The sequence below is a fragment of the Microbacterium sp. NPDC058062 genome (assembly GCF_042885375.1).
Classification (GTDB): Bacteria; Actinomycetota; Actinomycetes; order Actinomycetales; family Microbacteriaceae; genus Microbacterium; species Microbacterium trichothecenolyticum_C.
The window spans coordinates 271776-285207 of record NZ_JBHVSC010000001.1 but is presented as its reverse complement, the minus strand read 5'-3'; the positions used below and the strand labels follow the sequence as shown (position 1 = coordinate 285207).

General features: G+C 70.6%; 8 protein-coding genes. 4 read left to right on the top strand and 4 right to left on the bottom strand.

Features of this window, described 5'->3' with window-relative positions; genetic code table 11:
• The first annotated feature begins 38 nt into the window (after nucleotides 1-38).
• Nucleotides 39-1739, top strand: a complete 1701-nt coding sequence (locus ACFVSU_RS01300) for a long-chain-fatty-acid--CoA ligase (RefSeq protein ID WP_387136960.1) — start codon at nucleotides 39-41, stop codon at nucleotides 1737-1739.
• A gap of 4 nt (nucleotides 1740-1743) precedes the next feature.
• On the opposite strand, the gene ACFVSU_RS01295 is transcribed toward ACFVSU_RS01300, so the two are convergent.
• The 4 genes from ACFVSU_RS01295 to ACFVSU_RS01280 all read right to left on the bottom strand — a co-directional run bounded on the left by ACFVSU_RS01295 (nucleotide 1744) and on the right by ACFVSU_RS01280 (nucleotide 6853).
• Nucleotides 1744-2052: a YciI family protein gene (locus tag ACFVSU_RS01295; protein ID WP_387136957.1), complete on the bottom strand. Its 309-nt coding sequence runs from the start codon at nucleotides 2050-2052 to the stop codon at nucleotides 1744-1746.
• 54 nt (nucleotides 2053-2106) lie between these two features.
• Complete coding sequence (ligA, locus tag ACFVSU_RS01290; protein ID WP_387138660.1) at nucleotides 2107-4293, bottom strand: NAD-dependent DNA ligase LigA; 2187 nt, start codon at nucleotides 4291-4293, stop codon at nucleotides 2107-2109.
• A 268-nt stretch (nucleotides 4294-4561) separates the two neighbouring features.
• On the bottom strand, nucleotides 4562-5659 hold the full coding sequence (gene mnmA, locus ACFVSU_RS01285) for a tRNA 2-thiouridine(34) synthase MnmA (RefSeq protein ID WP_387136954.1): 1098 nt from the start codon (nucleotides 5657-5659) through the stop codon (nucleotides 4562-4564).
• A 9-nt stretch (nucleotides 5660-5668) separates the two neighbouring features.
• Entirely contained in the window at nucleotides 5669-6853 is a 1185-nt protein-coding gene (locus ACFVSU_RS01280) for a cysteine desulfurase family protein (RefSeq protein WP_387138657.1), read from the bottom strand.
• Between the two features lie 123 nt (nucleotides 6854-6976).
• Here ACFVSU_RS01280 and glgX point away from each other — a divergent pair, with 123 nt between their 5' ends.
• The 3 genes from glgX (at nucleotide 6977) to glgB (ending at nucleotide 13396) form a co-directional block, all read left to right on the top strand.
• Nucleotides 6977-9061, top strand: a complete 2085-nt coding sequence (gene glgX / locus ACFVSU_RS01275; RefSeq protein ID WP_387136952.1) for a glycogen debranching protein GlgX — start codon at nucleotides 6977-6979, stop codon at nucleotides 9059-9061.
• Between the two features lie 76 nt (nucleotides 9062-9137).
• The gene (locus tag ACFVSU_RS01270) at nucleotides 9138-11222 is read left to right on the top strand and encodes a maltotransferase domain-containing protein (protein ID WP_387136949.1); all 2085 of its coding nucleotides are present in this window, start codon (nucleotides 9138-9140) and stop codon (nucleotides 11220-11222) included.
• Nucleotides 11219-13396 carry a 1,4-alpha-glucan branching protein GlgB gene (gene glgB / locus ACFVSU_RS01265; protein ID WP_387136946.1) on the top strand — a complete coding sequence of 726 codons (2178 nt, stop codon included), beginning with the start codon at nucleotides 11219-11221 and terminating at the stop codon, nucleotides 13394-13396. Before ACFVSU_RS01270 ends, glgB begins: the two co-directional genes overlap by 4 nt.
• Nucleotides 13397-13432 lie beyond the last annotated feature (36 nt).

Sequence of the window (13432 nt, the reverse complement as noted above, 5' to 3'; positions counted from 1 at the left end):
ACCCATGGCCCCGGGCGTCCCCGGCGTAGGCTGTGCCCGTGACGACCTACGACCCGCCGCGCCCCTGGATCGCCAGCTATGCCGAAGGGGTTCCGGAGGACCTCGCCCCCGTGACCGGCTCGCTCGTCGACATCGTCGATGCGTCGGCACGCGATTACCCGGATGCTGCGGCCCTGCAGTTCTTCGGACGCGAGACGTCCTACCGCTCGCTGCACGAGCAGATCGAGCGCGCGGCCACCGGACTCCGTGACCTCGGAGTGAAGGCCGGCGACCCGGTTGCGATCGTGCTGCCGAACTGCCCGCAGCACATCGTCGCGTTCTACGCGATCCTGCGCCTGGGCGCGGTCGTGATCGAGCACAACCCGCTCTACACGCCGCGGGAGCTCCGCAAGCAGTTCGAGGACCACGGCGCGAAGCACGCGATCGTCTGGACCAAGGTCGTCGCGACCGTGCAGGACTTCCCCGCCGATCTCGCCGTGACGAACCTCATCTCGGTCGACGTGATCAAGGCGATGCCGTTCGGCACCCGCCTCGCCCTCAAGCTCCCCATCGCCAAGGCCCGCGAGGCGCGCGAGGCGCTGACCGAGCGGGTCTCGGGGACGGTGACATGGGAGAAGGTCGTCGGGTCGCCGGCGCTCCCGGCATCCCATCCGCTCCCCGGCACCGACGACCTCGCGCTCATCCAGTACACGAGCGGAACCACCGGCACTCCGAAGGGCGCCTCGCTCACGCATCGCAACCTGCTCTCGAACGCGGCGCAGGCGCGCGCGTGGGTGCCCTCGATCGTCCGCGGAGACGGGTGCGTCGTCTACGCCGTGCTGCCGATGTTCCACGCCTACGGACTCACCCTGTGCCTGACCTTCGCGATGTCGATGGGCGCGCGCCTGGTCCTCTTCCCCCGCTTCGACCCCGATATGGTCCTCGACGTCACGAAGAAGCATCCCGCCACCTTCCTCCCGCTCGTCCCGCCGATCGCCGATCGCCTCCTCAAGGCCGCGCGTGAGAAGGGTGTGTCGCTCGCGGGCACCGAGGTCGCGATCTCGGGCGCCATGGCGCTCCCGCACGAGCTCGTGGTGCCCTTCGAGGCGGCGTCCGGCGGGTTCCTCGTCGAGGGCTACGGGCTCAGCGAGTGCTCGCCGGTGCTGATGGCGAATCCCGTCGCCGACAACCGGGTCCCGGGGACGGTCGGTCTTCCGCTGCCGGGCACCGAGTGCCGCGTCGTCGACCCGGACGACCCGACCCAGGACGTGCCCGCCGGCGAACGGGGTGAGCTGGTCGTGCGCGGCCCGCAGGTGTTCAGCGGCTACTACGGCAAGCCCGAAGAGACCGAGGCGGTGTTCACCGAGGGCTGGTTCCGCACCGGCGACATCGTCACGATCGACGACGCCGGGTTCGTGCGCATCGTCGACCGGATCAAGGAGCTGATCATCACGGGCGGCTTCAACGTCGCGCCCACCGAGGTCGAGAACGCGCTTCGCCAGTACCCCCAGGTCGAGGACGCGGCCGTCGTCGGACTCCCGAGCGAGCACTCCGGCGAGGAGGTCGTCGCCGCGATCGTGGTCGCCCCGGGCCAGGAGATCGACGTCGAAGCCGTGCGCGACTTCGCGCGGGGCATCCTCACGCCCTACAAGGTGCCGCGACGCATCTACGTGGTCGACGAGCTGCCCAAGTCCCTGATCGGCAAGGTGCTGCGCCGCCAGGTGCGCGACCGCCTGTTCGCGCTGAACACGGGAGCCTGACGACTCAGTCCTCGAGGCTGTCGCGGGCGACTGCGATCCGATAAGGATGCAGCGACGCGACGAAGACGCCGGCCGCGACCGCGGGGTCGGCCTTCATGATGCCGCGCGCCGTGGCTTCGTCGTCGGCTTCGAAGATCGTGATGCCGAAGGTGCCCTCGGTCTCCTGCGTCCGCCCGGCGAGGACCAGTACACCGCGGTCGCGCAGCGCGACCAGGTAGGCGAAGTGCTCGCCCACGATGCGCTGCTCGTCAGGAGTCGCGTCGGCGACCATCTCGGGTCGAGACGGGACGATCCGGTAGAGCCACTGCGCCATGCGGTCATCATCCCAGCCGCGGACCGCCGGCGCACCATCGTCGGGAAGTCGGCGTCAGCCCGCGTCGGGGACGAGGGCGTCGAGCGCCTCGGGTCCTTGCGTCACGAGGATGTGGAACTGTGCCGCGTCGAGGATGCGGATCCCGAGCTCCTCCGCTTTCGCGAGCTTCGAACCGGCGCCCGGGCCGGCCGCGACGAAGTCCGTCTTCTTCGACACGCTCGACGCGGCCTTGCCGCCGGCCTTGAGGATGGCTTCCTGCGCCCCCTCACGGCTGTAGCCCTCGAGGGAGCCGGTCGCGACGACGGTGAGGCCGTCGAGCACTCCCCCGGTGCTGACGGCCGCGCCGGGCCCTGGGTGGCCAGGCGTGGCGAGCTGGGCGCCTGCCGCCGCCCACCGCTCGACGATGTCGCGGTGCCAGTCCACCTCGAACCACTCCCCGAGTGAGTCGGCGATGATCCCGCCCACTCCCTCGACCGCGGCGAGGTCGTCGCGGGATGCCTCACGGATCGCCGCCACCGACCCGAACCATTGCGCCAGCGCTCGCGCCGCCACCGGCCCGACATGGCGGATGTTGAGAGCCACCAGGAAACGCCACAGCTCCTTGGACTTCGCGCGCTCCAGCTGATCGATCAGCGTCAGGGCCTGCGCCGACGGCTGTGCGTCGGTGATGCCGGCTTTCTTCTCGGCGGGAGTGGGGTTGCGTCGGAACGGCGCCCGCCGCACGATCTCGCCCGACTTCTCGTCGATGCGCGGCTCGCCGGTCTCGGCATCCCGCACGACAACCTCGATCGGCACCAGCTGGTCGACCGTGAGCTCGAAGAGCGTCGCCTCGGTCTCGAGGGGAGGCACCTCGGGCACCGACGGCTGCGTGAGGGCAGCCGCGGTCACCTCGCCCAGCGCTTCTATGTCGAGCGCACCGCGCGACCCGATGTGCTCGACGCGGCCGCGCACCTGGGCCGGGCAGGCCCGCGTGTTGGGGCAGCGCAAGTCGATGTCGCCCTCCTTCGCCGGCGCGAGCGGGAAGCCGCACTCGGGGCAGTCGGCGGGCATGACGAACTCGCGCTCGGTGCCGTCGCGGAGCTCGACCACGGGACCGAGGATCTCGGGGATCACATCGCCGGCCTTGCGCAGCACGACCGTGTCGCCGATCAGCACACCCTTCGCGCGCACGACGTCCTGGTTGTGCAGCGTCGCCTGACGCACCACCGACCCGGCGACGCGCGCCGGAGCCATCACGGCGAACGGCGTGGCGCGACCCGTACGACCGACCGAGACGACGATGTCGAGCAGCTTCGTGTTCACCTGCTCGGGCGGGTACTTGTACGCGATCGCCCACCGCGGCGCGCGGCTGGTCGCGCCGAGCTCGTCGTGCAGCGCGAGCTCGTCGACCTTGACGACGACGCCGTCGATCTCGTGCTCGACGTCATGGCGGTGCTCGCCATAGTGTGCGACGAAGTCGAGCACACCGTCGATGCCGTCGGCCGTGCGGAAGTACGGGCTGGCCGGAAGTCCCCACTCGGCGAGGAGGCCGTACGTCTCGCTCTGGGAATCGACCGGCGGGCGACTCCACGCCCCGATGCCGTGGACGAAGAGGCGGAGCGAATCGAGCCGGGCCTGCCCGGCCTCGCGTTCCAGGCCGTCCTTCTTGTCGAGCTGCTGGCGGAGGCCGCCCGAGGCGGCATTGCGGGGGTTGGCGAACGACGGGAACCGCCGCTCCGCGCTCAGGCGCGCCTTGGCCTCGTCGAGCGCGCGTCCGCGGGCGCGCGTCTCTTCGACGGCGCGGTCGCGCATGTCGGCCTGCAGAGCGTTGAGCGCCTCGAAGGCCGCGACCGGGATGAACACCTCGCCGCGCACCTCGACGAGGTCGGGGTGTCCGCTGCCCTCGAGTCGCTGCGGGATCCCCGCCACGCGGATCGCGTTGACCGTGACGTCCTCACCGGTGCGGCCGTCGCCGCGCGTCGCCGCCGACGTCAGGACGCCCTTCTCGTAGCGCAGGCTGATCGCCAGTCCGTCGATCTTGAGCTCGGTGAGCCACCGCACCTTGCGGCCGGCCGCCGTCTCGGCCTTCACGCACCAGTCCCGCAGCTCGTCGAGGCTGAACACGTTGTCGAGGCTCAGCATGCGCTCTGCGTGCTCGACCGGGGCGAACATCGAGCTCTCGGCCGCGCCGACGGTCTGGGTCGGTGAGTCCTGGCCCTGGAGTTCGGGGTGCAGCCGCTCGAGCTCCTCGAGCCGGTGCATCCACCCGTCGTAGGTCGCGTCGTCGACGAGTTCGGCGTTGCGGCCGTAGTACGCGTCGCGGGCGTCGATGATGCGGTCCGTCAGTTCCTGCGCTTCGGCGCGCGAGGCCTCCAGACCGGCGTCGGCGGGGAGGGGGGCCGCCGCATCGAGCGGGGCGGTGGCTGGCGTACCGAGGTCATCCGTCACCGCACCAGTCTAGGAGCGGGGTCGGACACCGCCAGGGCGCCGAGGCGCCCGCAGAACCGGGCGGCGCAGCATCCGATCCGGTCTAGGCCTCGACCGGAACGGCCGAGACCGTGCGATCGATCGTGAACTGCCCGATCACGCGCGTGCCGTCGTACAGCACGGCTGTCTGGCCCGGAGCAACGCCGTCAAACGGCTCCTCGGGAACGACCGTCAGCAGGCCGTCCGCGAGCGTGGCGGTCGCCGGCACGGGGTCCGCGTGGGCGCGGATCTGCACATGGCAGGCGAACTCGCCCGCGGGCTGGGGACGCCCGGCCCAGGAGTACCGCTCCCCCGCGATCTCGGCGGTGGCGAGGGCCTCTTTCGGGCCTACGACGACGGTGTTGGACACCGGCCGCACCTCGAGCACGAAGCGCGGCTTGCCGTCGGGCGCCGGAACGCCGAGCTGAAGGCCGCGGCGCTGGCCGACGGTGAAGGCATGCGCACCGTCGTGCGCTCCCACGACCGCGCCGGTCCGGTCGACGATGTCACCGCGCTCGGCGCCGACCTTCTCGGCGAGCCACCCGCGCGTGTCGCCGTCGGGGATGAAGCAGATGTCGTGGCTGTCGGGCTTGTGCGCGACGGTCAGGCCGCGCTCCTCGGCCTCGGCGCGCACGAGGGCCTTCGACGGTGTCGCACCCAGCGGGAAGTAGGTGTGCGCGAGCTGCTCGGCATTCAGGACGCCCAGCACGTAGGACTGGTCCTTCGCGGCATCCGAGGCGCGGTGCAGTTCGAGGCCCTCGGGACCCTCGACCAGCGTGGCGTAATGCCCTGTGCACACCGCGTCGAAGCCGAGCTCGATCGCACGCTCCAGGAGCGCGGCGAACTTGATCTTCTCGTTGCACCGCATGCAGGGGTTCGGCGTGCGACCGGCGCGGTATTCGGCCACGAAGTCGTCGATGACGTCGTCACGGAACCGCTCGGAGAAGTCCCACACGTAGAACGGGATGCCGAGGCGGTCGGCGGCCCGGCGCGCGTCCATGGCGTCCTCGATGGTGCAGCAGCCGCGGCTGCCGGTGCGCAGCGTGCCGCCGGCCCGTGAGAGCGCCAGGTGCACGCCGACGACCTCGTGTCCCGCCTCGACGGCCCGGGCGGCCGCGACGGCGGAGTCCACTCCACCGCTCATGGCCGCAAGGATCCGCATGGGTCCAGTCTACGAACCTCTGCCTGACCGTGGCCCGGATGCCGCCCTCGCGCGCTCGACGAGGTCGGGCAGCAGCGCGAGCACGGCGTCGACGTCGGCGTCGGTGGTGGTCCGCCCCAGCGTGAACCGCAGCACCTGGCGGGCCTCGGCATCGGTCCGTCCCATCGCGAGCACGACGTGCGACGGCTCGGGCACTCCCGCCTGACACGCCGATCCGGTGGAGACCTCGACACCCGCCATGTCGAGGAGGAACAGCAGCGTCTCACCCGACGCCCCCGGGAAGAGCAGGTGCGCGTTGCCCGGGACACGGTCGATCGGGTCTCCGAGCAGCTCGGCATCGGGGATGCGGTTCCGGATGCTGCCCACCAGCCGCTCCCGCAGGGCGGCGAGTCGCTCCGCCTCCGCCACCCGTTCCGCCTCCGCGAGTTCTGCGGCGACCGCGAAGGCCACGGCGCCGGGCACGTCCTGCGTGCCGGCGCGGAGTCGTCGCTGCTGGCCACCGCCGTGCAGGAGCGCCGTGAGCTCCGCGCCGCGCGCGACGACGAGCGCGCCGACGCCTGTGGGGCCGCCGATCTTGTGCGCCGACACGCTCATTGCTGCGAGCCCGGCGCGACCTCGCGCATCGCCCCGCCAGGTGCGGAACGACACCGGCACGTGACCGAAGGCCGCCACTGCGTCGAGGTGCAGCGGCACGCCCGCCGCCGAGGCCGCGGCCGAAAGCGCGGCCCCATCGTTCACTGTGCCGGCCTCGTTGTTCGCGACGAGCGCGGTGGCCAGAGCCGCGTCGGACAGCGCCGCGGCGAACCCGTCCACGGGGATCCGAGCAGCGTCGTCGATGCCGACGTGCCGGAGGCTCGCGCCCTGCGCCTCGAGCCACTCGACCGCGTCGAGGGTGGCGTGGTGCTCGCCGTCCGGCAGCACCACGGCGTCGGACTCGGGTCGGCGCGCCCACCACAGGCCCTTGACCGCGAGGTTGACGGCCTCGGTGCCGCCCGAGGTGAAGACGATCTCGATCGGGTCCGCCCCCACCACCGCGGCGAGGCGCTCGCGCGCCTCCTCCAGCACACGTCGCGCGTGCTGGCCCGCGCCGTGGATGGACGAGGCGTTGCCCACCGTCGCCGCGGCGTCGACCCACGCGTCTCGCGCCTCCGGTCGCAGCGGCGCGGTCGCGGCGTGATCCAGATAGATCCGCACGTCGCTCATGACCGGTCGGCCTCCCTCGCGATCGGATGCGGCGGCTGCTGCATCCGAGTTCCGTGTCCGGTGGGACCCGGTGTCGTAACACCGCCGACTCGGACCATGGTTATGGTAGTCCGCATGATCAGCCCGGTCTCCGTGATCTCGCCCCCTGACGAGGATCTGCTCGATCCCCAGCTCGATGGGCTGGGCGTCGTGCTGCTCGACGGGCACGCACGCCTGCGCGTCTGGTCGGACGCGGCGGACGCGATCGACCTCGTCGTCTTCGACGACACCGACCTCGACTGGATCACCGCGACCGAGCCTCTCGTCGCGATCGGCGGCGGCGTCTGGGAGATCAAGACGCCGCTCCTGCGCCCCGGCACGCGATACGCCATCCGCGTCGACGGGCCGCAGGCCCCGGGCAACACCTTCAATCGCGGCACGCTCCTGCTCGAGCCGTACTCCCGCGGCCTGGTCCGCACCGGCTACGACGGCTGGCGCTCGGAGGTCGTCGACGGATCGTTCGACTGGGGCGGTGTCGCCAAGCCGGCGATCCCGATGGACCGCACCGTGCTGTACGAGGGCCATCTGAAGGGCCTGTCGAAGCGGCATCCCGATGTCCCGGGCGCCCTCCGCGGCACGTACGCCGGCCTCGCCCACCCGGCCATGGTGCAGCATTTTCTCGACCTCGGCGTCACGAGCATCGAGCTGCTGCCGATCCACGCGTTCACGACCGAACCGCGGCTGCTCCAGCACGGACTCACCAACTACTGGGGTTACAACTCGCTGAACTTCTTCACCCCGCACGCCGCGTACGCCACCGAGGATGCGCGTCGACAGGGCCCCGAGGCGGTCCTGCGCGAGTTCAAGGGCATGGTGAAGCTGCTGCACGAGGCGGGGCTCGAGGTGATCCTCGATGTCGTCTACAACCACACGGCCGAGGAGGGCATCGGCGGTCCGCGCTCGAGTCTGCGCGGCATCGACAACCGCGCCTACTACCGCCAGCAGGAGGACGGCGCGTACATCGACGTCACCGGCTGCGGCAACTCGGTGAACACGTCGACGGATGCTGCCGCCCGCCTGGTGCTGGACTCCCTGCGCTACTGGGCGAACGACGTGCAGATCGACGGGTTCCGGTTCGACCTCGCCGCGACGCTCGGACGCGACGCGGGGCACGTGTTCACCCCGGAGCATCCGCTGCTGCGCGCCATCCTCGACGACCCTGCGCTCGCCGGCGTCAAGATGATCGCCGAGCCCTGGGACGTGGGCATGGGCGGCTGGCAGACCGGCAACTTCGGCGACGGCTGGAGCGAGTGGAACGACCGCTACCGCGACCGCGTCCGCAACTTCTGGCTGAGCGACGTCGACTATGCCCGCCGCGCCTCGACCTCCCCGGTCGGCATCGGCGGGTTCGCGAACCGTCTCGCGGGTTCCGCGAACACCTTCGCGGACGCGCGCGGTCCGCTCGCCGGCATCAACTTCGTGACGGCCCACGACGGCTTCACGCTGCGCGACCTCGTGTCGTACGACGTCAAGCACAACCTCGGCAACGGCGAGCAGAACCGCGACGGAGCCGACACCAATCGATCCTTCAACCATGGCGCGGAGGGACCGACCGACGACGAGCGCATCCTCTCGACGCGACGCAAGGCGATGCGCAACCTCATGGGCACGCTGTTGCTGTCGGCCGGCGTGCCGATGCTGACCGCCGGCGACGAGTTCGCCCGCACTCAGCGCGGCAACAACAACGCGTACTGCCACGACTCGGTCCTGACCTGGCTGTCGTGGGAGCACGCGCCGTGGCAGCAGGACCTGTATGCGCACGTGCGCCACCTGCTCCGTCTGCGTCGAGACAACCCCGCGCTGCGCCCGAGCCGCTTCGCGCGGCTCGGCGAACGCACGCCGTCGGCCTCTGTCATGGAGTGGTACGACGAGCACGGCGAGACCATGTCGGGCGAGCGGTGGACGGATCCGTCGCACCGCACGCTGCAGTACGTCGCCGCGTCGACGCCCGAGTTCGAGGGGTTCAACCGCGTGCTGCTGATGATCCACGGCACGGAGCGGGCGATCGACGTCACACTTCCCGACGTGGAGGACGTGACACGATACGTGTCGCTGTGGTCGAGCGCCGACGAGACGCCGTCCGAGAGCGGGGAGACCTTCGCACCCGGAGACACCGTCTCGCTCGCCGGCACGTCGATGCGTCTCTTCCGTGCCGAGTAGCTCGGAACCGTCGGTGAAATCACGGCACCGCGTCACGTCGCTGTCATCCCGGTCGGGCGCGCGATAGGTTCGAGTCGTGGTCACGAAGACGCGCTCCGTGCGCTCCCGCCCGTGGCGGAGCGCCTCGGCACTCCCCGTCCGCAAGACCCGCGCCTGGCAGGCGGAACGCGATACCGCAGCGCGGCGCGTTCCTCTCGCTCAGCCGACACCGGCGGTTCCGTGGGGCGATTACCGGCCCACGGCGTTCGCCGGCGAGGTGGTGCCGTTCGGGGTGACGTCGTTCCGCGAAGGGCATGACCGCATCGGCGTGCAGGTGCGGCTGTTCTCACCCTCCGGCGACGAATCGCTGCACCGCCTCGACCCGCTCGAGGACGGCTTCGACCGCTGGCGGACCGAGATCGCCCTGCTCGAGCAGGGCATCTGGCGATTCCGGTTCGAGTCTTTCGGCGACGACTTCGCGACATGGGAGCACGCCGCATCGCTCAAGATCGCGGCGGGGGTGGACGTCCCTCTCATGCGCGAGATGGGCGCTCGCCTGTTCGAACAGGCCGGCGCCGAGAGGGGCCGCCCCGCGGCGGAACGCCGGGCGCTCGCCGACGCGGCGGCGTCCCTGCGCGACACCGAGGTCGACGATGCCGGGGCGCTGTCGATCGTCGAAGACCCTGCGATCGCACAGTACTTCCACGAGCGGCCTGTCATGTCGCTCGTGACCATCGGGGACGACCTCGAGCTGCTCGTCGAGCGCGAACGCGCCGGCGTCGGCGCCTGGTACGAGTTCTTCCCCAGATCGGAAGGGGCCCGTCGCCTCAAGGACGGCACCATCAAGAGCGGCACGTTCCGCACGGCGGTCAAGCGGCTCCCGGCCGTCGCCGACATGGGCTTCGACGTTCTCTACCTGCCGCCGATCCACCCGATCGGCACGCTCAACCGCAAGGGGCCGAACAACACGCTCGACGCGGGTCACGGCGACCCCGGCTCGCCGTGGGCGATCGGCTCGGCGGCCGGCGGCCACGACACCGTCCACCCCGACCTCGGCACACTCGCGGACTTCCGCTCGTTCGTGCGCAAAGCACGCGACGCGGGCATCGAGATCGCCCTCGACCTCGCGCTGCAGGCCGCGCCCGACCACCCGTGGGTCGCCGCACATCCGGAGTGGTTCACGACCCTCCCCGACGGGTCGATCGCCTATGCCGAGAACCCGCCGAAGAAGTACCAGGACATCTACCCGGTCAACTTCGACAACGATCCGGCAGGGATCCGCGCCGAGGTGCTGCGGATCGTGCGCCACTGGATCGCCCAGGGCGTGCGCATCTTCCGCGTCGACAATCCCCACACGAAGCCGCTGCAGTTCTGGGAGTGGCTGATCGCGACGGTATCGGCCGACGAGCCGGACGTCGTCTTCCTCGCCGAGGCGTTCACGCGTCCGGCTCCGCTGCAGAGCCTCGCGTCCGCCGGCTTCCAGCAGAGCTACACGTACTTCACGTGGCGCAACACGAAGGCGGAGCTCGAGGAGTTCCTCTCGGGACTCGCGCACGAGACCTCCGCCTTCCTCCGCCCCAACCTCTTCGTCAACACGCCCGACATCCTCACGGAGTACCTCCAGTTCGGCGGCAGGGCCGCGTACCGCATCCGTGCCGCCATCGCGGCGACCGCCGCCCCCAGCTACGGCGTGTACGCGGGTTACGAGCTCTACGAGAACGTCGCACGCCCGGGCTCCGAAGAGAACATCGACAACGAGAAGTACGAGTACAAGGTCCGCGACTGGGCGGGCGCCGTCGAGCGCGGCGACTCGCTCGCGCCGTTCCTCACCCGCCTCAACGAGATCCGGCGCGCGCACCCGGCCCTGCGGCAGCTCCGCAACCTCAGCGTCCACTGGAGCGACGACGACGCCATCCTGGTCTACGCCAAGCACCTCGACGCCGCGCTGTCTCCCGACGGCCGCAGCGACACGATCATCGTCGTCGTCAACACCGACCCCCACTCGGTGCGTCAGACGATGGTCCACCTCGACACCCGTGTGTGGGGCGTCGAGCCGGGCACGCCGTACGAGGTCGAGGACCTCGTCACCGGCGCCCGGTGGACGTGGTCGGATCACAACTTCGTGATGCTCGACGCGTTCACCGAGCCGGTCCACATCCTCCACGTGAAGGAGTCCCGATGACGCCCGCCGACCAGATCCTCGATGCCGTCGCGACGGGCTCGCACCACGATCCCCACGCCGTGCTCGGCATCCATCCCGACACGGATGCCGAGGGCACCGCGACCTGGATCGTTCGCGCCCGCCGGCCGCTGGCGCGCAGCGTCACCGCGGTGTTCGCCGATGGCACCCGCGTGCCGCTCGAGCACGTGCACGGCGGGATCTGGGAGGGGACGCGCGCGGGAGCGCTGAACCGGTACGAGCTGCTGACCACGTACCCCGACGGTCCCGACTTCATCGCCGACGACCCCTACCGCCACTCCCCCACGATCGGCGAGCTCGACCTGCATCTCATCGGCGAGGGACGCCACGAGGAGCTGTGGCGTGTGCTCGGCGCCCACGAGCGCGAGCACGACGGCTCGCCGGGAACCGCCTTCACCGTGTGGGCGCCCAACGCCCGCGCGGTGCGCGTGGTGGGCGACTTCAACGGCTGGGACGGCCAGGGGCACGCGATGCGCTCGATGGGCGCGAGCGGCGTGTGGGAGCTGTTCATCCCCGGCGTCGGCCAGGGCTCGACCTACAAGTTCGAACTTCGTGCCCGCAACGGCGACTGGGTGCTCAAGGCCGACCCGATGGCCCGGTTCGCCGAAGTGCCGCCGGCCACAGCATCCGTCGTCGTCCAGTCCTCCTACTCGTGGGGCGATGCCGCCTGGCTCACTCAGCGTGCCAAGTCGACCCCGGTGTCGCGGCCGATGTCGGTCTACGAGCTCCACCTCGGCTCGTGGCGTCAGGGGCTGTCGTACCGCGAGGCCGCCGACCAGATCATCGACTACGTGAGCGCGCAGGGCTTCACCCACGTCGAATTCCTTCCGCTCGCCGAGCACCCGTTCGGGGGGTCGTGGGGCTACCAGGTGACCGGGTACTACGCACCGACCAGCCGATTCGGGCACCCCGACGACCTCCGGTACCTCATCGACCGGCTCCACCAGGCCGGCATCGGCGTGATCATGGACTGGGTGCCGGGCCACTTCCCGAAGGACTCCTTCGCCCTCGCCCGCTTCGACGGTGAGCCGCTGTACGAGCACGCCGACCCGCGGCGGGGCGAGCACCGCGACTGGGGCACGTACATCTTCGACTACGGTCGCAACGAGGTGCGCAACTTCCTGGTCGCCAACGCGCTCTACTGGTTCGAGGAGTTCCACGTCGACGGGCTGCGCGTGGACGCCGTGGCCTCGATGCTCTACCTCGACTACTCGCGCGAGGACGGCGAGTGGGCGCCGAACGTGCACGGCGGCCGCGAGAACCTCGAGGCGATCCGCTTCCTGCAGGAGGTGAACGCCACCGCATACAAGCGGTATCCCGGCATCGCGATGATCGCCGAGGAGTCGACGAGCTTCCCCGGGGTCACCGCGCCCACCAGCCAGGCCGGACTCGGTTTCGGCTTCAAGTGGAACATGGGCTGGATGAACGACTCGCTCCAGTACATCGCGCGCGATCCGATCTATCGCTCCCACCACGAGGGCGAGCTGTCGTTCTCGTTCGTGTATGCGTTCAGCGAGAACTACGTGCTGCCGATCAGCCACGACGAGGTCGTCCACGGCAAGGGCAGCCTCTTCTCACGGATGCCGGGCGACCATTGGCAGAAGCTCGCCAACATGCGCGCATTCCTCGCCTACATGTGGGGGCACCCCGGCAAGCAGCTGCTGTTCATGGGCCAGGAGTTCGGTCAGCTCTCGGAATGGTCGGAAGGCCGCTCGCTCGACTGGTGGCTGCTCGATCAGCCCACGCACGCCCAGCTCCAGCAGTTCGTCGGCGCGCTCAACCGGGTCTACCGCGAGGAGTCCGCACTGTGGGCGCGCGACAGCGACGGTGCGGCGTTCACGCGCCTGGGTGCGCCGAAGTGGAACCCCAACGTGATCGCCTTCGCCCGGAGGGACTGGCACGGCAACACGATCGTCGTCGCGGCGAACTTCTCGGGCAACCCGATCTCGTCCTACGAGCTCGACCTGCCCGAGACGGGAGTGTGGGACGAGATCCTCAACACCGACGCGCAGCTGTACGGCGGGTCGGGGGTCGGCAACCTCGGCGTGGTCCACGCGGGTGCGGGCGGCCGCGCGTCGCTCGTGCTGCCGCCGCTGGGCGTCCTGTGGCTGCGCCACCGGACGGACGCACACATCCCGTCGCCCACGAAGGGCTGAGAATCCTCCGACGCGCGATGAGGGCCCCGGATGCAG

Bases quoted from the DNA above. Each gene is read 5' to 3' on its own strand.
- ligA (WP_387138660.1), bottom strand. From the start codon at position 4,293: ATGCACCGGCTCGAGGAGCTCGAGCGGCTGCACCCCGAACTCCAGGGC.
- ACFVSU_RS01295 (WP_387136957.1), bottom strand. From the start codon at position 2,052: ATGGCGCAGTGGCTCTACCGGATCGTCCCGTCTCGACCCGAGATGGTC.
- glgB (WP_387136946.1), top strand. From the start codon at position 11,219: ATGACGCCCGCCGACCAGATCCTCGATGCCGTCGCGACGGGCTCGCAC.
- glgX (WP_387136952.1), top strand. From the start codon at position 6,977: ATGATCAGCCCGGTCTCCGTGATCTCGCCCCCTGACGAGGATCTGCTC.
- mnmA (WP_387136954.1), bottom strand. From the start codon at position 5,659: ATGCGGATCCTTGCGGCCATGAGCGGTGGAGTGGACTCCGCCGTCGCG.